The sequence below is a fragment of the Bradyrhizobium sp. USDA 4341 genome (genome assembly GCF_054063755.1).
Map to the genome: position 1 here is coordinate 8720770 of NZ_JBSSGO010000002.1, position 19474 is coordinate 8740243.

17 protein-coding genes and 1 pseudogene are annotated in these 19474 nt (G+C 65.7%); 11 read left to right on the plus strand and 7 right to left on the minus strand.

The window, feature by feature from the left end; genetic code table 11:
- The first annotated feature begins 64 nt into the window (after positions 1-64).
- The 5 genes from ACVIGB_RS46625 (at position 65) to ACVIGB_RS46645 (ending at position 5006) form a co-directional block, all read left to right on the plus strand.
- A complete protein-coding gene (locus ACVIGB_RS46625) occupies positions 65-1414 on the plus strand; it encodes an amidase (RefSeq protein WP_456724196.1) in 1350 nt (449 codons plus the stop codon).
- Positions 1407-2093 (plus strand): DUF2848 domain-containing protein, encoded by a 687-nt coding sequence (locus ACVIGB_RS46630; protein WP_456724195.1) that lies wholly within the window; start codon positions 1407-1409, stop codon positions 2091-2093. The genes ACVIGB_RS46625 and ACVIGB_RS46630 overlap by 8 nt, the downstream gene beginning before the upstream one ends.
- A gap of 248 nt (positions 2094-2341) precedes the next feature.
- Positions 2342-3085: a 2OG-Fe(II) oxygenase gene (locus ACVIGB_RS46635; RefSeq protein WP_456724194.1), complete on the plus strand. Its 744-nt coding sequence runs from the start codon at positions 2342-2344 to the stop codon at positions 3083-3085.
- Positions 3086-3097: 12 nt separating this feature from the next.
- Positions 3098-3751, plus strand: a complete 654-nt coding sequence (gene alkB, locus ACVIGB_RS46640) for a DNA oxidative demethylase AlkB (RefSeq protein WP_456724193.1) — start codon at positions 3098-3100, stop codon at positions 3749-3751.
- Between the two features lie 40 nt (positions 3752-3791).
- Positions 3792-5006, plus strand: a complete 1215-nt coding sequence (locus ACVIGB_RS46645) for an MFS transporter (protein WP_456724192.1) — start codon at positions 3792-3794, stop codon at positions 5004-5006.
- On the opposite strand, the gene ACVIGB_RS46650 is transcribed toward ACVIGB_RS46645, so the two are convergent.
- The 6 genes and pseudogenes from ACVIGB_RS46650 to hpaH form a co-directional block, all read right to left on the minus strand.
- Positions 5003-6631: a thiamine pyrophosphate-dependent enzyme gene (locus tag ACVIGB_RS46650; protein ID WP_456724191.1), complete on the minus strand. Its 1629-nt coding sequence runs from the start codon at positions 6629-6631 to the stop codon at positions 5003-5005. The genes ACVIGB_RS46645 and ACVIGB_RS46650 overlap by 4 nt on opposite strands.
- Positions 6632-6655: 24 nt before the next feature.
- The gene (locus tag ACVIGB_RS46655) at positions 6656-7528 is read right to left on the minus strand and encodes a fumarylacetoacetate hydrolase family protein (RefSeq protein ID WP_456724190.1); all 873 of its coding nucleotides are present in this window, start codon (positions 7526-7528) and stop codon (positions 6656-6658) included.
- A 220-nt stretch (positions 7529-7748) separates the two neighbouring features.
- Positions 7749-8733, minus strand: a pseudogene (gene hpaD, locus ACVIGB_RS46660) (3,4-dihydroxyphenylacetate 2,3-dioxygenase).
- A 100-nt stretch (positions 8734-8833) separates the two neighbouring features.
- Positions 8834-10378: a 5-carboxymethyl-2-hydroxymuconate semialdehyde dehydrogenase gene (hpaE, locus tag ACVIGB_RS46665; protein WP_456724188.1), complete on the minus strand. Its 1545-nt coding sequence runs from the start codon at positions 10376-10378 to the stop codon at positions 8834-8836.
- A complete protein-coding gene (locus ACVIGB_RS46670) occupies positions 10371-10769 on the minus strand; it encodes a 5-carboxymethyl-2-hydroxymuconate isomerase (RefSeq protein ID WP_456724187.1) in 399 nt (132 codons plus the stop codon). Before ACVIGB_RS46670 ends, hpaE begins: the two co-directional genes overlap by 8 nt.
- Positions 10770-10790: 21 nt before the next feature.
- Complete coding sequence (hpaH, locus tag ACVIGB_RS46675) at positions 10791-11597, minus strand: 2-oxo-hept-4-ene-1,7-dioate hydratase (protein WP_456724186.1); 807 nt, start codon at positions 11595-11597, stop codon at positions 10791-10793.
- A gap of 110 nt (positions 11598-11707) precedes the next feature.
- Here hpaH and hpaR point away from each other — a divergent pair, with 110 nt between their 5' ends.
- Positions 11708-12241: a homoprotocatechuate degradation operon regulator HpaR gene (hpaR, locus tag ACVIGB_RS46680; protein ID WP_456724185.1), complete on the plus strand. Its 534-nt coding sequence runs from the start codon at positions 11708-11710 to the stop codon at positions 12239-12241.
- 25 nt (positions 12242-12266) lie between these two features.
- Here the strand turns inward: hpaR and ACVIGB_RS46685 are convergent, their stop codons facing one another.
- Positions 12267-13262 (minus strand): GntR family transcriptional regulator, encoded by a 996-nt coding sequence (locus ACVIGB_RS46685; RefSeq protein WP_456724184.1) that lies wholly within the window; start codon positions 13260-13262, stop codon positions 12267-12269.
- A gap of 288 nt (positions 13263-13550) precedes the next feature.
- On the opposite strand from ACVIGB_RS46685, the gene ACVIGB_RS46690 reads away from it, so the two are divergent.
- From ACVIGB_RS46690 to ACVIGB_RS46710, 5 genes are all read left to right on the plus strand, one after another.
- Positions 13551-14696 (plus strand): ABC transporter substrate-binding protein, encoded by a 1146-nt coding sequence (locus ACVIGB_RS46690; protein WP_456724183.1) that lies wholly within the window; start codon positions 13551-13553, stop codon positions 14694-14696.
- A gap of 72 nt (positions 14697-14768) precedes the next feature.
- Complete coding sequence (locus ACVIGB_RS46695) at positions 14769-15644, plus strand: branched-chain amino acid ABC transporter permease (RefSeq protein ID WP_029082157.1); 876 nt, start codon at positions 14769-14771, stop codon at positions 15642-15644.
- Entirely contained in the window at positions 15641-17602 is a 1962-nt protein-coding gene (locus ACVIGB_RS46700; protein ID WP_456749345.1) for a branched-chain amino acid ABC transporter ATP-binding protein/permease, read from the plus strand. The genes ACVIGB_RS46695 and ACVIGB_RS46700 overlap by 4 nt, the downstream gene beginning before the upstream one ends.
- Positions 17602-18330, plus strand: a complete 729-nt coding sequence (locus ACVIGB_RS46705; protein ID WP_021079917.1) for an ABC transporter ATP-binding protein — start codon at positions 17602-17604, stop codon at positions 18328-18330. Before ACVIGB_RS46700 ends, ACVIGB_RS46705 begins: the two co-directional genes overlap by 1 nt.
- A 36-nt stretch (positions 18331-18366) precedes the next feature.
- Positions 18367-19452, plus strand: coding sequence for a malate/lactate/ureidoglycolate dehydrogenase (locus tag ACVIGB_RS46710; RefSeq protein WP_456724181.1), 1086 nt, complete (start codon positions 18367-18369; stop codon positions 19450-19452).
- Positions 19453-19474: the final 22 nt, after the last annotated feature.

Consider the following 19474-nt stretch of genomic DNA (forward strand, 5'->3'; position numbering starts at 1 on the left):
AGCTGCAAGACCTTTTGAATTGCCAGCCAGCAAGCCGTGAAGTGCAAGCCGTAAAGTGAAAGCCATGCCCAAAAATCCGACACTCGCCTCCCTTGCCGCCGACCTCGCCAGCGGGGCGACCTCCGCCCGCAAGCTCGTCGAGCAATGCATCGCCAGGATCGCCGATCCGGCGGGCGAGGGCCAGCGCACCTTCATCCATGTCGACCGCGACGCCGCGCTGGAAGCCGCCGACGCCATGGACCGGCTGCGCAAGGCCAACGCCGCGCCGTCGCCCTTTGCCGGCATCCCGGTCTCGATCAAGGACCTGTTCGACATCAAGGGGCAGGTGACGCGCGCAGGCTCCCGGGCGCTGGATGATTCCGCGCCGGCGGATGCCGATGCGCCCGCGGTGGCGCGGCTCAAGCGCGCCGGCTTCATCGTGATCGGCCGCACCAACATGACCGAGTTCGCCTATTCCGGCATCGGCATCAATCCGCATTACGGCACGCCGAAGAGCGCCTGGAACCGGAGCGTCGGCCATGTGCCCGGCGGCTCGTCCTCCGGCGCAGCGGTCTCGATCGCCGACGGCATGGCGTTCGGCGCGCTCGGCACCGACACCGGCGGCTCTTGCCGGATTCCGGCCGCCTTCAACGGCATTGTCGGCTACAAGCCGACGCAGCGCCGGATTCCGCTCGATGGCGGCGTGCCGCTGTCGTTCACGCTCGACAGCTACGGCCCGCTGGCGAATTCAGTCGCCTGCTGCGCCGTGCTCGATGCGGTGCTGGCCGACGAGCCGGTGACGCCGGTCACCCCACGGCCGGTGAAGGGCATGCGGCTCGCGGTGCCGACCACGGTCGTGCTCGACGACCTCGACGATGCCGTCGCAAAGACCTTCGAGCGCGCGTTGGCGGCGCTGTCGCGCGCCGGCGCGTTGATCGAGCGCATCGAGGTGCCCGAATTGCTCGATGTCGGCGTGATGAACACCAAGGGCGGCTTTTCCGCGGCCGAGAGCTATGCCTGGCACCGCTTCCTGCTGGCCAGCAAGGGCGACATCTACGATCCCCGCGTCGCGGTGCGAATCCAGCGCGGCGAGGGCTTTCTGGCGGCCGATTATATTGACATCATCAATGCGCGCCGCTCGTTCATCGCCCGGACCGAGGCGCGCATCGCGCCCTATGACGCGATGGTGCTGCCGACCACGGCGAACCTGCCGCCGACCATTGCGAGCCTCGCCGATGACAAGGCGTTCGCGACGGAGAACCTGCGCGCGCTGCGCAATCCCTCACTGATCAACGTGCTCGATGGCTGCGCCATCTCGCTGCCCGCGCATCGCGAGGGCGAGGCGCCGGTCGGCCTGATGCTGGCCGCCGCGGGCGGTTCGGATCGCCATATCTTCGAGCTTGCCGCCGGAATGGAGACCGTCATCCGTGTTTGATCTCACCTTCAATGTCGATGACAAGGGCGTCGCCACGCCACTCGCGCTCGAAATCAAGCAGGCCGTGATCGCCGGCTGGACCGGCCGCGATCCGGTGGCGCGCGACAAGCACATCGCCGAGCTCGAAGCGCTCGGCATTGCACGGCCGGCGACGACGCCGATCTATTACCGCTGCTCGGCGCGCCGGCTTACCTTCGCCGACACGATCGAGGTCTGCGGCGAGGATTCGAGCGGCGAGGTCGAGTTCGTGCTGATCGGCTGGCAGGGCCGCATCTTCGTCGGCTGCGGCTCCGACCACACCGACCGCAAGGTCGAGAGCTACAGCGTCACGGTGTCGAAGCAGATGTGCGACAAGCCGATGGCGGCTGAGCTGTGGGAGCTCGAGGACGTCATCGGTCACTGGGACCAGCTGGTCCTGCGTTCCTGGGCCGTGATCGGCGGCCAGCGCGTGCTCTACCAGGAAGGCACGCTCGATCACATGCTGCCGGTGAAGGACCTGATCGCCCGCGGCTTCGACCAGGGCGCGTTGCCCGACGGCTGCGCGATGTTCGGCGGCACCTTCGCGGCCAAGGGCGGCATCCGCCCCGCCAGCCGCTTCGAGTTCGAGCTGGAAGACCCGGTGCTGAAGCGGAAGATCAGCCACGGCTACGACGTGATCACGCTGCCGGTCAGGGGCTGATTTCCTTCCGCGCGTGATCCTGTCGAAAGCTAGTCGGCGCTTCCTCCACACGTCGTCCCTGCGAAAGCAGGGACCCATACGCCGCGGCTTTCGCAAAGGGTACGGGGCCAGACGGCCTTCTCACAAGCACCTGTGGTTATGGGTCCCTGCTTTCGCAGGGACGACGCTGTGATTGTGGCGGCGTTCTCGGCATATTTGGATCGGAAATCGGGTGGCGCCAGCCGCGCTCAAGGGCCAGATTCCGCCTCATGACAGCAACAGCCAAAACCATCACCCGCCCAGCCACCGACATCCCCGCCCGCGTTGATGCGCTCGACTGGGACCAGATCACGACCGACCTCGACGGGCAGGGCTGCGCCGTCCTTGGCGGCCTGCTGAAGCCAGAGGAATGCGACGCCATCGCCGCGCTCTATCCCGATGACGGCCGGTTCCGCAGCCGGGTCGTGATGGGCCGCCACGGCTTCGGCCGCGGCGAGTACAAGTACTTCTCCTATCCGCTGCCGGACCTGATCGCGGAGCTGCGGCCGGCGCTGTATGCGCGGCTGACCGCGACAGCCAATCGCTGGAACGAGACGATGGGGATCGAGATCAACTATCCGCCGTCGCATGCGGCATTCCTGAAGCGCTGCCATGATGCCGGGCAGACGCGGCCGACGCCGCTGCTGCTGCAATATGGCGAGGGCGACTACAATTGCCTGCACCAGGATCTCTATGGCGAGCACGTGTTCCCGATCCAGGTCGCGATCCTGCTGTCGCAGCCGGGGCGCGATTTCACCGGCGGCGAGTTCGTGCTGACCGAGCAGCGGCCGCGGATGCAGTCGCGGCCCGAGGTGGTGCCGCTGACCAAGGGCGATGCGGTGGCCTTTGCCGTGCATCATCGTCCAGTGCAGGGGACGCGCGGGCCTTATCGTGTCAATCTGCGCCACGGCGTCAGCCGGATCAGGTCCGGCCATCGCCACACCGTTGGTGTGATCTTCCACGACGCAAAGTGAGTGTGCAGAGGCGTGGCTGCTGATCTGTTCGAGACCATTGGCGATGCGCGGCCGCCGCGCGAGACCATCGCGGACGGCGCGGTGCTGTTGCGCGGCTTTGTCCGGCCGTTCGAGGCCGAGCTGATCCCCGCATTGCGCGTCATCGTCAAGCAGGCGCCGTTCCGGCACCTGATCACGCCGGGCGGCCACCGGATGTCGGTCGCGATGACCAATTGCGGCAGCGTCGGCTGGGTCTCCGATCCCGGCGGCTATCGCTATGATCCAATCGATCCAGACTCGGGACAACCCTGGCCGGCGATGCCGGAGGTGTTGCGCGGACTCGCCGCCGATGCCGCGGCCGCGGCCGGCTTCAACGGCTTCGCGCCGCAGGCCTGCCTGATCAACCGCTATGTCCCCGGTGCAAAACTGTCGCTGCACCAGGACAAGGACGAGCTCGATTACGGCGCGCCGATCGTCTCGATCTCGCTCGGGCTGCCGGCGGTCTTCCTGTTCGGCGGGCTGAAGCGGAACGATGCGCCGCGCCGCTACCGGCTCGAACATGGCGATGTCGCGGTGTGGGGCGGGCCGTCACGGCTATTTTATCACGGTGTCGCAGCGCTCGCTGATGGCGAGCACAGCATGCTCGGCCGGCAGCGCATCAATTTGACCTTCCGCAAGGTGCGCTGACGCCCTCCCGCAAATGGGGGAGCTGGTCTAAACTCGGATCATGACCACCAAGGCCGACCGCGCGGTCAACCGCACCGGCGTCTATCTCGCCGTGCTGCAGCTCGTGTTCACGCTGGGCTGGACCACCTACCTGATCTATCTGCCCAAGCTGTGCGCCGATGTCGGGATCGCGCCGTCGACCGTCATCCTGATCCTGATGATGGACCAGGGCATTTTCACCGTCACCGACACCGCGATGGGCATGGCCGCCGACAGGATATCGATCCTGGTCGGTCGCCTTGGCGTGTTCGTCGGCATTCTCGCCGCGATCTCCTGCGCCGCCTTCGTCGCGCTGCCCTATGTGGCTGGGATCGGGCCGGGCGCGAAATTCTGGCTGATCGTGTTGATCGTGATCTGGTCGGTCACATCGTCGGCCTTGCGCGCGCCGCCACTGACGCTGCTCGGCAAATATCGCGCGCAACCCTCGGTCCCGTTCCTCGCCGCGCTGGCGATGCTGGGCTACGGCGTCGCCGGTGCGGTCTCGCCCTATCTCGCCGTCGTGCTGCGCGATCATGACGCGCGGCTGCCATTCGTGCTGTCCGGCGCCGTGCTGCTGCTGACTGCGCTCGCGTTCTCAGGGATCGAGCGCCGCGTCGCGGTGGAGGTGCAGCCCGAGCGGCTTGCGGTACCGGCCAAGCGGCTCGGGGCGGTGCCGATGTTCCTGATCGCGTCGATGGTGCTGCTCTCGCTCGGCTATCAACTGCACTTCAACATCAACAGCGTCCCGTTCTATTTGCGCTTTGCCGGGGCCGACAATCTGCAATGGCTGATGCCGGTGTTCTGGATCGGCTTCAACATCGCGATGTTTCCGGCGAGCATCGTCGTCAAGCATCGCGGCGGCCTGATCGTGATGGGTGCGGCGGGACTGCTCGGCGCATTCGCCATCATCGCCGCGGAGATTGCGGGCAGCCTCAACGTCCTGATCGTGGCGCAGTTCATGGCGGGAGCGGCCTGGGGCTGCATGCTGATGAGCGCGGTGTCCGCAGCGCTTGCGATCGGGGAGACTGGTGCCGAAGGCAAGGTCACGGGCCTGGTGTTCTCGGCGCTGGCGCTCGCGACCTTTGCGCGGATGGCGGCGGTTGCCGGCGGCCTGCAGAAGATACCGGACTATGCGCCGCTGGTGCATTGGGCGCCGGTCGCCTGCTGGTCGGTCGCCGGCGCCGGCCTGCTCGTGATCGCCGCGTCGCGATTGCAGCGCGGCGTGAAAAGCGCCTAATTGTTCCGCGCCGGGTGGATGAACGCCCAGGGCGAGACTTCCGAATCCGTCGGCACTTCCACCGAGATCACGTAGGGCCCGCCATCGGCCAGCGCCTTCTCCAGCACGGGTCGGAAATGATCGGGCGAGGCGACGCGCGCGGCGCCGACGCCGAAGGATTCCGCGAGCTTGACGAAATCGGGGTTGACCAAATCGGAGGCGACGACGCGGCCGTCGAAGCGCTCGCGCTGGTCGCGGCGGACATTGCCGTAGGCGTTGTTGTTGAACACCAGCGTCACCACGCCGATCTTGAACTGCACGGCGGTGGCGAGCTCCTGCACGCCGAACATGAAGCCGCCGTCGCCGGTGATCGCGACCACCGGCTTGTTCGGATTGGCGACCTTAGCGCCGAGCGCGGTCGGGAAGCCCGAGCCGAGCGTGCCCTGATAGCCCGAGGTGACGAAGGTGCGCGGCTCGTAGATCGGAAAGCCGTACCAGGAGGCGAAGCCGACCTGCGACAGCTCGTCGGTGACGATGGCGTTCGCCGGCAGCACCTCGCGCAGGATCTTCAGGTAGGCCATCTGCGGCTGGATACGCTGGATTTCCTGCTCGGCGGCGGCGGTCGCCTCGCGGATCGCGGCGCGGCGGCCGGAGGTCTTGCTGTAGCCGGCCTTGCGCACGGCCGCGATGAGGTCGGCGGTGCCGGCCTTGGCGTCCGCGATCACGGCGGCATCGGCCGGCCAGCGGCGCAGCTCGACCGGGTCGATGTCGATCCGCACGCATTTCAGTCCGGCCGGCTGATACGGCCAGCGCGACATGGTCGGCAGCTCCATGCGGGTGCCGATGCCGATCATCAGGTCGGTCTTCGGCCACAGCTTGTAGGCCGCGGCCATGGTGAGCCCGAGTTCATGCGCGTTGGAGACGATGCCGCGGCCGCTGCGGAATGCGACCACCGGCGCGTCGATCATCTCGGCCAGTTCGAGGATCTCCTCGCGGGCCTCGATGGCGCCGCTGCCGACGAAGATCATCGGCGCCTTGCTGCCGGCGATCAGATCGGCGGCCGCCTTGATGCGGTCCGGATCGGGCTGCGGCGCCGGCAACGGATCGAACGGATTGACGGGGGCGACCTGCGTGCGCTGAGTGAAGACATCCCACGGCATCTCCAGCGACGCGGGACCGCGCCGGCCCGACAGCATCTCCTGGAATGCGCGCGACACCATCGCGGGCGCGTTGTCAGGATATTCGATCCGGTCGGCCCATTTCACGAAGGTGCGCAGCGTCGCAAGCTGGTCCGGCATCTCGTGCAGGTGGCCGCGGCCCTTGCCGAGGAATTGCGTCGGCACCTGGCCGGTCAGGCACAGCACCGGCTCGTTGCAGCCGAATGCGGTGAGCAGCGCCGCCGAAGCGTTGAGCACGCCGGGACCGGGCACCACGCTGAACACGCCGGGCTTGCCAGAGGAGCGGGCATAGCCGAACGCCATGTAGCCGCAGGCCTGCTCATGCCGGGCGCCGATCACCTTGAGCTGCGCCTGGTGGAAGGCATCGAACAGGCCGTAGATCTGCGCGCCGGGCAGGCCGAACACGGTGTCGACGCCGTGGGCGACGAGGCCGTTGACGATCGCTTCGCCGCCGGATGTTGAGGTCATGGCACTGTCCACTTGCTTGTGAGGTTAGGTGGCTTCGTCGACGACGCCGTTGCGCAGGATGCCGACGCCTTCGGCCTCGACCTCGACGACATCACCGGGCTTCAGATAGCGCGGCGGATCGAACCGCGCACCTGCGCCGGTCGGCGTGCCTGTGACGATGATGTCGCCGGGAACCAGCGTCGTGAAGGTCGAGATGTAGTTGATGAGGTAGCGGAAGCCGAAGATCAAGCGCGAGGTGCGGTCGTCCTGCCTGACTTCGCCGTTGACTCGCGTGGTCAGCCGGATATCGGCGATCTGCGCCTCGCTGGTGTAAGGCACGATCCAGGGGCCAAGACTGCCGGTGGAATCGAAATTCTTGCCCTGGGTGACGTTGAATTTGGCGTGGCGCACCCAGTCGCGGATGGTGCCCTCATTGCAGAGCGTGATCGCGGCGATGTGATCGAGCGCGGCGCTCTCGGGGATATGCCGGCCGGCCTTGCCGATTACCAGCACCAGCTCGCCCTCATAGTCGAGCTGCGGCGAGATGCGCGGCCGCACCACCGGCGTGTTGTGACCGACGAAGGAGCGCGGCACCCGCAGGAACATGCTCGGATATTTCGGCGCGTCCGAGCCGTCCTTGTACTCGGCATTGCGGTCGGGATAGTTGACGCCGATGCAGATGATCTTGTCCGGCGCCGGGATCGGCGGCTGCCAGGTGACGGCGTCCAGCGCGTGGTCGGGCGCGCGCTTGGCGGCGTCCTCCACGAGCCTGGTCAGTGCGCCGGCGGCGATAGCTTCACGCAGCGTCGGATAATCCCCGGCGAAGCGCGATGAGAGGTCGACGATGCCGGTGTCGGTAACGGCGCCATATTTCGTGGCGCCGTTGACGGAATAGGTGGCGAGGCGAGGGGCTGACATTAGCAATCCAATTCTTGATGTCGTCCCGGCCAAGCCAACGGGTCGGCGCGAAGTGCCGCCCGATGACAGGCTCCACGCGAGCCGGGACCCATAACCACAGGCCTCACATTGTGGCACGCGCGGCGTCGATCTTGGCAGCAACGCTGTCCGGTGGTTATGGGTCCCGGCTCCGTGCGCAATCGCGCACTCGGCCGGGACGACGTGTGGAGGGAGGCGTGCACTAGTCTGCAACCAGCACGTCGGCGACGAAGCGAGGCTCGCGCACCGCCTGGCCCGCGAAGGTCGAGCCTTCCTCGAACCAGGAGCGCGGCGCCGGTGCGCCCCACAATGTCTGGCGCCGCGGATCGCGCAGCGACCAGCGCAGCGGCTCATGGTCGTGATCGCCGGTGAAATAGTCGCTGGTGTAGAGCTCGATGCGATGGCCGTCGGGATCGCGGATGTAGAGGAAGAAGGCGTTCGAGATACCGTGCCGGCCTGGCCCGCGCTCGATGTTCGCGAGGAAGCCGGAGGAGGCCATCACGTCGCACAGATGCACGATGTTCATCGCGGTCGGCACCCAGTAGGCGATGTGGTGCAGGCGCGGGCCACGGCCGTTGGTGATGGCGAAGTCGTGGACATTGCCCTTGCGATGCATCCAGGCGGCGGCGATGCGGCCGTTGTCGCCATCCTCCTCGGCATATTCGGTGAGGCGGAAGCCGAGCCGGGCGTAGAAGTCGACGGTGTCCTGCACTTCGGCGGCGAACACGTTGAAATGGTCGAGCCGCTGCGGATGGCAGCCCTTGTAGAGATCGTAGCGTCGCAACAGATGCGGGCGCTTCTCCATCGTGGCGTAGAGCTCGATCTGGAAGCCAAACGGATCGGTGAATTGCAGCGTGCGGCCCCTGGAACGGCTGATCGACGAAGGCATAGGCGATGCCGTTCTCGGAGCAGAACGCCGCCGCTTTGTCGAGGTCGCGATCATTGCCGACCTTGAAGCCGAGGCGGTTGCAGGCAGCCTTCGCCGCCTTGCGCAACACGACCGAGTGATGCTGGTGCTCCTCGCTGGCGCGCAGATAGACCGATTTGTCATCGCGGTCTTCGATATGAAGGCCGACGGTCTTTTCGTAGAAGGTGGCGCTCTTCTCCAAATCCGTGACGTCGAGCACGGCATGGCTGCAGCGGATGATGTTGAACGGCGGATCGAAGACGTGGGTCGGTGCGGGCATCGGTGTTTCCTCAATTTGGCTCGTCATTCCGGGATGGTCCGAAGGACCAGACCCGGAATCTCGAGGTTCCGGGTTCGCTGCGCGCCCCGGAACGACGGGTTCAGATTCCCAGTTTCTGAATCTTGTGCGTCCCGCGCGCGAGCGAGACGTGCTTGGTTTCCATGTAGAAGTCGAACGAGTAGTCGCCGCCGTCGCGGCCGATACCGGACGCTTTCATGCCGCCGAACGGGGTCGGCAGATGGCGGACGTTTTCCGAGTTGAGCCAGATCATGCCGGCTTCGAGCGCGTCCGCGACGCGCAGCGCGCGGCCGACATCGCCGGTCCAGACATAGCCGGCAAGGCCGTACTGCACGCCGTTGGCGATCTCGATGGCGTCAGCCTCGTCACGGAACGGGATCACGGTCAGGAACGGACCGAACACCTCCTGCTGGGCCACGCGCATGGTCGCGTTGGCGCCGGTGACGAGGGTTGGCTGCACATAGTGCCCGCCGCCCGGCCCGTCATGCGGCTTGCCGCCGACCGCAATCGTCGCGCCGTCCTGCTTGGCGACGTCGAAATAGCTGCAGACCTTGGCGAAGTGCCGCTCGTGGATCAGCGGCCCGATCTCGGTCGCCGGATCGAGGGGGTGACCGACCTTGAGTGCCTTCACGCGCGCGGTCAGCTTCTCGATGAATTTTTCGGCGATGCTCTGCTGAACCAGCAGCCGGCTCGACGAGGTGCAGCGCTCGCCGTTGAGCGAGTAGATCATGAACACGACGGCATCGAGCGCACGGTCGAGATCGGCATCGTCGAACACGATCACCGGGTTCTTGCCGCCGAGCTCGAAATGCACCCGCTTCAGGGTCGGCGCACCCTGCGCCATGATCGCGGATCCCGTCGTACTCTCGCCGACGAAGCCGATCGCCTTGATGGCGGGGTGCTCGGTCAGCGCCTTGCCGGCGTCCTCGCCGAAACCATGCACGGTGTTGAACACGCCGTCGGGCAGACCGGCCTGCTTGGCCAGCTTGACCAGGAGGTCGGCGGTCACCGGCGACCATTCCGCCGGCTTGTGCACGACCGTGCAACCGGCGGCCAGCGCCGGCGCGATCTTCCAGGTCGACAGCATGAACGGCGTGTTCCACGGCGTGATCACGCCGACCGGGCCGATCGGCACGCGGGTCGAGATGTTCCAGTGCTCGTCCGATGGCGTGTTGAAGCCGTCGCGCGCCTCGCCGCATTTGTCGGCGAAGAAGCGGAAATTCTCGGCGGCGCGGATCGCGGCCTTGGCCATGAAGCGGTGCGCCTGGCCGGTGTCGATGCATTCGAGCACGGCGATGTCGTCGGCGCGTTCCTCGATCGCATCGGCCACGCGATGCAGCAGCTTGCGCCGCTGCGCCGCCGGCATGTCGCGCCAGGCCTTGAAGGCCTTGGACGCCGCGGTTGCGGCACGGTCGATGTCCTCAGCGTTGCCGCGCGCGACGGTCGCCAGCACCGTGCCGTCGATCGGCGATTTCGTCTCGAAGGTCTGACCGGAGGCCGCAGGCACGACCTTGCCGTCGATCACATGGCCGATGCCTTCGGCCTTCAATTTCGCAAGCAGTGGCCCGGCGCGATCGCGGTTAGCCTGGAACACGTCGGCGGTGGATTTCGGAGTGGCTTTATCCATTGACCGTCTCCACCTTCAGTGCGTCGTGGATGTTGTTGCGTTTCCAGCTCGTTTCCTTGTCGTTGATCTGCATGTCGAACGACAGAGCGAACTTGCTGTTGGCGAATACCGGATCGAGATGGGCCGACAGCGCCTTGAAGATGTGCTCGCCGGCCTTCTTGCGCGTGGCGAGGTCGCGGCCTTCGCCCACCCGCAGCACCATGTCGAGGAAGCCGTAATTCTTGCGGCCGTCGGCGATCGCGTAGTGCTCGCACCTGATGGCGCGCACGCGGATGCCGCCCAGCGGGAAGATGCCGGTCTCGACCGCCGCCTTGCGGACCAGTTCGACCGTCGCGCCCATGTCGACGAGGCCGTCGAGATTGGCGGAGTATTCAATCGTGAAATGCGGCATGCAGCTCTCCTGCTGAGTGCGTCAGGCGAAGTAGCAGCTCACGGAACCGTAAGGTCCGTAGTCGGCCTGGATGGTGTCGCCCTTGCGGGTCTCGATCGGACGGATGAAGGAGCCTGCCAGCACGATCTGTCCGGCCTCCAGCGCCAGCCCGTTCGGGGCGATCTTGTTGGCAAGCCACGCCACCGCGGTCGCCGGATGATTCAACACGCCGGCGGCCAGACCGGTTTCCTCGAGCTGGCCATTTCGGAAGCAGAGCGCGCCGATCCAGCGCAGATCGGCTTCCAGCGGGCGGATCGGGCGGCCGCCGAGCACGATGCCGGCATTGGCGGCGTTGTCGGCGATGGTGTCGAAGATCTTGCGCGTCGTCTTGGTCTCGGGATCGACCCGGTCGACCCGCGTATCCAGGATCTCCAGCGCCGGCACCACGAAGTCGGTGGCGTTGAGCACGTCGAACAGCGTGCAGTTCGGCCCCGCCAGGCGATGCTTCATCACGAAGGCGAGCTCGGCCTCGACGCGGGTCGCGATGAAGCGGTCGGTCGGCACCAGGCCGCCATCGGCAAAGAACATGTCGTCGAGCAGGATGCCTGAATCCGGCTCGTCGATATTGAGCGCGCTCTGCATCGCCTTCGAGGTCAGGCCGATCTTGTGGCCCTTGACGACGCGCCCCTGCGCCACCTTCATCTCGACCCAGGCCTTCTGAATCGCGTAGGCGTCTTCGAGGGTAATGCGGGGGTATTCCAGCGAGAGCTGGCGGATTTGCCTGCGGGTCTTTTCCGCACTGTCGAGCCGTTCGGCGGCAGCGCGGATATCGTCCTTGGAGAGGGCCATGCGTGATACACAAAAGTGGATGTCGGGAGATGATTAACATGTTAAGTGAATTCCCGCAAACTGAATCAGGGCATGTTGCAGCGCAAAATTTTGTTGCGGTGGATTAGGCGATGGCGCGCAAGAAATTGGATGAGATCCGGCCGGGGCAGGGCGACGACGCATTCTCGCGGCGGACCCCGATGCGTGAGTTCTCGCGCTCACTGCCGATGTCGCTGCTCCGTGCGCGCGAGGCGGTGATGCGGCAGTTCCGTCCGTCGCTGCGCAATCACGGGCTGACCGAACAGCAGTGGCGGATTTTGCGCGCGCTCACCGCGGTCGACGAGATCGAGGTCACCGAGCTCGCCCGCGTGGCGTTTCTGCTCGGCCCGAGCCTGTCGCGAATCCTGCGTGATCTCGAGGCCCGCGCGTTGATCGAGCGCAAGGCGGCGGAGAACGACGGGCGGCGCGCGGTGGTCTCGATCTCCGCCAAGGGGTTGAAGCTGATCGAGGCGGTGGCGCCGACGTCGGAGGCGATCTACGCCGAGATCACACGGCGATATGGCGCGCGCAAGCTTGCCGAGTTGCACGAAATGCTGGGCGCGCTGGAGGCAAGCCTCGCCGGAATGGGCTCGGCCGATGACGGCGAAGTCGAGGCTGACGAGTAGTCGCGACGACGCGCGGCAATGCCGCTCAGGCCATGTAGGGCACGCGCGAGATCACGTTGATGGCGCGGAATTCGGCAATCCAGCCGGCGACCTTGGAGTGCGACCACTCGATATGGCGGCGCAACGTCGCGGCGGCCGTATCGCCGTCGCGGGCGCGCAAGGCTTCGATGATCACCAGATGCTCGTCCATGAAGGAATCGATCTGCGGCGCGGTCAGGGCGACCTGGATGTGCTTGCCGATCACGAACGCGCAATGGGTACGCTTGAGCGCTTCGACCATCTCGCGATTGATGCCGTAACCCAGGCAGCGGATATGGAGGTCGCCCTCGATCTCATCGAGCTCGCCGACGCCGACGCGGCTGCGGAATTGGATGCCCTCGCGCAGCCGCTCCGCCATCCGGTCAAGCAGTGCGGTCGGAATCCTCGCCGTAGCGGATTTGAGGAGCAGCGGCTCGAGGGTTGCGCGCACCTCGAAGATGTCGCGCAGGCGATCCTCGTCCAGCGGCACCACATACCAATGCGCCTTCGCGCCTTTCTCCAGGATTCCGATCGCCTGCGCACGTAGCAGCAAATTGCGCGCAACCGTGCGCCCGACCCGGAAGTGCCGCGCCAATGCGAGTTCGCTGACGCGGAAGCGTCCGAACAGCGACCGGTAGATGATCTCGCGTTCGAGCTTGTAGTAGAGCGTATCCCAGGCGTCGCTGCGCACCGCCTCGACGGGGCCGTGGGTCAGCCCAAACATCTCCGGCGTGATCGGGAGGCGCCGCGGGTCGACCTTGCGCTTGCCGGCGATGACGCCGCGGCCATCGAAGCGGCGCACCAGGCCGATGTGCTCGAGCTGTTCGAAGGCCTGCCGTACCGGCGAGCGGCTGGAGCCGAACAAGGTCGCGATCGCCGATTCGGAGAGAACCGTGCCGGGTGGCACATCACCGGCCCGGATGTGCTTCGCCAATGCGCTCTTGATCAGCGCGTAGGCCGGCTGTTTTCGTCTGGTCTGCGATTTCGCTCTTGGAATCGACATCGATGACTGCCCGCCGGTCACACTATCATGTGAATCCCGTCATGGTCGCTGGTAGCAGGCATTTACACACCGTTGCCAGCGACTTTTGACTATTGCGTGCAATGTGCAATCATGTTTAGCTACCTCAAACGCCAGATTGATGGCCGCCGTTGCGCGTCCTGTGCGCTGCAGCGGCGCTCACGTTTGTTCGCCGCGCCGGTTGACGGCTGCGGATAGGCAACCGATCGACGCGTCTGCTCGTTTCAACGCAGCCGACATGCAAGTTCGGCGCACCAAAGGGAGGATTGAATGAAACTGACGAGGCGTGAGTTTTCCGCCGGCGTGGCGGCAGGTCTCGCTGCTCCCGCGCTGATGCGCAGCGCTTGGGCGCAGGGAGCGACCATCAAGATCGGCATGTGCGTGCCGGTGACCGGACCGGCAGCGGAGCAGGGCCTGTGGGCCCAGAACGGCGCCAAGCTGGCGCTGGCCGCGGTCAACAAGGCCGGCGGCGTGCTCGGCAAGCAGGTCGAGCTCGTCATCGAGGACGACCAGACCACCAATCCGGGCATCGTGCTGGCGTTCTCCAAGCTTGCCGCGCAATCCGACATCGTTGCCTTCCTCGGCTCGATCCGCTCGACCCAGGTGCAGGCGATGGCGCCCGATGTGATCAAGGTCGGCAAGCCGGTGATGATCGGCGGCACCAATCCCGATCTCACCCATTCCGGCAATCCCTGGCTGTTCCGCTTCCGCCCGAACGACAATTATTCCGGCCGCGTGATCGCCGATTTCGGCGTCACCACGCTCGGCAAGAAGAAATGGGCGATCGTCCATTCCACCGACGCCTTCGGCACGGCGGGTGGCAAGGCGCTCACCGAGGCGCTGACCAAGCTCGGCGCGCCGCCTGTGCTTGACCAGGGCTACGCCAACCAGAGCCAGGACTTCACCCCGGTCGTGCTGGCCGTGAAGCAGTCCGGCGCCGACGTGCTCGGCACCTACTTCACCTTCGAGAACGACCTCGGCATCTTTGCCCGGCAGTTGCGCCAGCTCGGCGTCAACATCCCCTGGGTCGGCTCGCCCTCGGTGGTGGCGGTCTCCTCGACCAAGCTCGCCGGTCCCGCGCTGTTCGGCACCTACGGCGTCGCCGACTTCGCCGAAGATTCGAGCGACACCGCGAAGGCGTTCGGCAAGGCCTATCGCGATGCCTACAAGACCGCGCCCGACAACCAGAGCGCCTGGCCGTACGACGCGATCACCATCCTGTCGGCGGCGATCAACAAGGCCGGCTCGACCGATCCGAACAAGATCCGCGACGCCATCCTGGCGACGCAGAAATTCGCCGGTGCCGAAGGCGAGTATAATTTCGACAAGAACGGCGACGGTCTGCACGGCTACAATGTCGTGAAGAACGACAAGGGCAAGATCGTCTACGACAAGCACATCGACTTCAACGATTGATCGCGGCTCGGCCTCGCCGGGGAAACCGGCGGGGCCGACCTTCTGCGCACACTGTTCGGATCGAGCGCTGTCATGGATCTGGTTTTACAACTGCTGTTCACCGGCATTGGCATCGGCGCGGTCTACGCGCTGGTGGCGCTCGGTTTCGTGCTGATCTTCCGCGCCACCAACGTGGTGAACTTCGCGCAAGGCGAGTTCTCCATGGTGGCCGCCTATCTGATGGTGGTGTTCTCGGTCGATCTCGGCTGGCCTTACTGGCTGTCGTTCCTGATCGCGCTCGCCGGCATGGCGCTGTTCGGCGTCATCTTCAATCTCGGCGTCTATTATCCGCTGCGCCACCGCACCTATCTGCCTGTCATCATTGCCACCATCGGCGCCTCGATCCTGCTGTCGAACTCGGTGCTTGCGATCTACGGCCCGCAACCGCAGGTGCTGCAGGGCTGGTTCGATACGCCCGGCATCCAGCTCGGCCCGGTCTATCTCGACAGCCAGTATCTGTTGATCATCGGCGTCACGATCCTCTTGGTGCTGTTCAATTTCTGGTTCTTCGAGAAGACGCTGCTCGGCAAGAAGCTGCAGGCGACCTCGCAGGACAAGGAGATGGCCTCGCTGCTCGGCATCTCCGTCTCCACCATGATCATGATCACCTTCATCTATTCGGCCGTGCTCGGCGGTCTCGCCGGCATCCTGGTGGCGCCCGTGCTGTTCGTCTCGATCCAGATGGGCTCGACCATCGCGCTGAAGGCGTTTGCCGCGACCATCATCGGCGGCTTCGGCGATGTCGCCGGCGCCATCGTCGGCGGTCTGGCACTCGGCGTCATCGAGACGTTCGGCGCCGCCTACATTTCGGTGCCGTACAAGGACGGCTTTGCCTTCCTGGTGCTGATCGCCTTCCTGGTGTTCCGGCCGCAAGGCATCTTCGGCGAACGTGTCGCGGAGAAAGCATGAGCGCCAGCGACAACATGATTCCGGCGCCGGCCGTGCGCTCGAAGCCGCTGATCATCCGTCATCTGCCGTATTTCATCGGTGCAGTCGCGCTGGTCGCGCTCGCCGCCGGCATGCAGTTCGACGGCTACATCCTCAACATCCTGCTGCAGGCGACGACCTTCTCGATCGCGGTGTTCGGGCTTTCGGTCGTGCTCGGCCTGTGCGGCCAGATCAACCTGGCGCAGGCCGCGTTCTTCGGCTTCGGCGCCTATGCCGTCGGCCTCGGCACCGCCGACCTGCATCTGAACTTCTGGCTTTGCCTGGTCGGCGCCTGCGCGATCACGCTGGTCGCCGGCGCGTTTCTGGGCATGTCGACGCTGCGGCTCGGCGGGCATTACCTCGCGATGGTGACGATCTCGTTCCAGCAGATCGTGACGCTGGTGATGATCAACGCCATCGGCGTGACCCATGGGCCGGACGGCGTCGCCAACATTCGCCGGCCCGAGCTGTTCCAGTCCTCGCAAAGCTATCTCGCTTTCTGCGTCGCGATGCTCGCGATCGTCGGCTATCTGGTCTGGCATTTGCCTGACACCAAGCTTGGCCGCGCCATGCGCGCGGTGCGCGACAACGAGCTCGCGGCCGGCGTCAACGGCATCGACGTATTCCGCACCAAGGTCTACGCCTTCGCAGTGTGCGCGGTGCTCGGCGGTCTCGCGGGCGGCCTATTCGCCGGCGGCTTTGCCTATGTCAGTCTCGGCTACGCGATGCTCGCGATCGTCGGTGGTCGCATTTGCCTGAATGGCCGCGCCATGCGCGCGGTCGAGCTCGCGGCCCGGCGTCAACGGCATCCGTATTCCGCACAAGGTCTACGCCTTCCAGTGTGCGCGGTGCTCGGCGGTCTCGCGGGCGGCCTATTCGCCGGCGGCTTTGCCTATGTCAGTCCGGACCAGTTCTCGTTCGCGGAATCCATTCAGTTCCTGACCATGTCGCTGCTCGGCGGCGTGGCTTCACCGATCGGCTCGGCGATCGGCACCGGGCTGTTGATCCTGATCCCGGAATGGCTGCGCTTCCTGAAGAGCGTGCCGGGCCTCTACCTCGCGATCTACGGCCTGTCGGTGATCCTGATCATCCGCTTCATGCCGGACGGCATCTGGGGCTTCGTGTCCGACGCGTTCACACGCTGGCGCGCGCACAGCATAGCGCCGCCTGTTGCCGGGGCGCTCCAGCTCAAGCCCGCGACGACCGGCGGCGACATCGTGCTCGAAGTCACCGGGCTCTCGAAGCATTTCGGCGGCCTCAAGGCGGTCGATGGCGTCGACATCGCGGTCAAGCGCGGTAGCGTGCATGCGCTGATCGGACCCAACGGCTCCGGCAAGACCACGACGCTGAACGTGCTGTCCGGTCTCTACAAGGCAACCGCCGGCAGGATCGTGCTCGACGGCACCGACATCACCAGCATGGCGCCGCATCAGCGCACCGCGGCGGGGCTCGGACGCACCTTCCAGAACATCCGCCTGTTCCGCTCGATGACGGCGCTGGAGAATGTCGAGATCGGGGCCGAGCGACCCGGCAACACCATGATCGGGAAGGGCGACGACGCGCTGACCGAGCGCGCGATGGAGGCTTTGACCTTCGTCGGTCTCGGCAACCGCGCCAACGAATTGATCTCGAGCTTCTCCTACGGCCATCAGCGCCTGATCGAGATCGCGCGGGCGCTGGCCTCGAACCCGACGCTGCTGCTGCTCGACGAACCGGCCGCCGGCCTCAATTCGACCGAGAAGCTCGAGCTGCATGAGCTGCTGAAGCGCATCGCAGCGCAGGGCCTCACCATCCTGATTATCGATCACGACATGACGCTGGTCTCGGAAGCCGCCCAGCACATCACCGTGCTCAACTTCGGACGCCGTATCGCCGACGGCGAGTCCATGGCGGTACTACGTCATCCTGACGTCGTCTCCGCCTATCTCGGGAGCGAATGATGCCGCTGCTCGAAATCCGCAATCTCGTGGTCCGCTACGGCGAGATCGAGGCGCTGCGCGGCGTCACCATCGCCGTGGAGCAGGGCCAGGTGGTCACGCTGCTGGGCGCCAACGGCGCCGGCAAGTCGACCACGCTGCGCGCGATCTCAGGCCTCGCCAAGCCTGCCTCCGGCGACATCCTGTTCGACGGTCACTCGATCGCAGGCCTCGGGCCGGAAGCGATCGTGCGGCTCGGCATTTCGCATGTTCCGGAAGGCCGCCGCGTATTTCCGGGTCTCACCGTGAAAGAGAACATCATGCTCGGCGCGTCGAACCGGAAGGTGTCGGCGTCGCAGATCTCGCGCGAGGCCGACGCGATGTTCGACCTATTCCCGGATATCCGCGCCTTCTCCAACGCACTCGGCTGGACGCTGTCTGGCGGCCAGTTGCAGATGGTCGCGGTGGCGCGCGGCCTGATGGCCAAGCCGCGGCTGTTGCTGCTCGATGAGCCCTCGCTCGGGCTGGCACCTGTGATCGTGCAGGCGGTGTTCCGCATCATTTCGCAGATCAGGAAGGACACCACGGTCTTGCTCGTCGAGCAAAATGCGCGCATGGGACTTTCGGTCGCCGATCACGGCTTCGTCCTGGAAACCGGGCGGATCGTGCTGGGCGGCAAGCCCGACGAATTGTGGGGCAACGAAGCCATCGCCGCGGCCTATCTCGGCGGTCACGCCAAAACCCACGCCTGACAACGCATTGTGCTTCATCGAGCGAGCTAGTCTTTCATGGTCACCATCAAGGTCGATAATCTCATCAACTTCGTGTCCGAGGTGTTCTCCCATTCGGAGTCCTCTCCGGAAGAGGCGAAGCGCATCGCGACCTACCTGACGACCGCGAATCTGACGGGCCATGACAGCCACGGCGTGATCCGCGTTCCTGTCTATGTCAGGTGGAAGAAGATGGGCTCGATCGTGCCGAACCAGACCCCCGAAGTCGTGGTCGACACGCCGTCGCTCGCGGTGGTCGACGGCAAGTTCGGTTATGGCCAGACCGTCACGCCGGTTGCAGTGAGGCTCGGCATCGAGAAGTGCAAGAAGGCGGGGCTTGCTGCAGTCGCGCTGCGCAACTCCGGCCATCTCGGCCGCGTCGGCGACTGGGCCGAAATGGCTGCCGCCGAAGGGCTCGTGTCTGTTCATTTCGTGACCGCGGCGGGCTCGTTGCTGGTGGCGCCTTATGGCGGCGTCGAGAAGCGGCTGTCGACGGCGCCCTATTGCGTCGGCATTCCGCGCCAGGGCCAGGATCCGATCGTGCTCGATTTCGCGACCTCGGTCGTTGCCGAGGGCAAGTGCCTGGTGGCAAGCCGCGGCGGCAAGAAGCTGCCGCTCGGCGCGCTGGTCGATGCCGACGGCACGCTGAGCGAGGATCCGCACGTGCTGTATGGCCCGTACACGCCGGACGGGCCGCGCGACCACACCAAGGGAACCGGCGCGATCCGCGCCTTCGGCGATCACAAGGGCTCGGGTCTCGCCTTCATCTGCGAGCTGCTCGGCGGTGCGCTGACCGGCACCGGCGCGACGTCGTCGGACCGCCGCTTCGCCAACGGCATGATGGCGTTCTACATCGACCCCAAGGTGATCGACACCAGCAATTTCTTCGACGGCGAAATCACCCGCTACACCGATTTCATCCGCGCCACCAAGCCGATCGCGGGCACGGAGTCCGTGCTGGTTCCAGGCGACCCCGAGCGGAAAACCCGTGCCGATCGCACCAGGAATGGCATCCCCTTGCCTGACGACACCTGGGCGGCGATAGTGAATACCGCGCGCGAAGTCGGCGTCAGCGAAGTTTCGATCCAGCGGGCGACCAGCTAAGGCTCGTCCCCCAATAAACCGC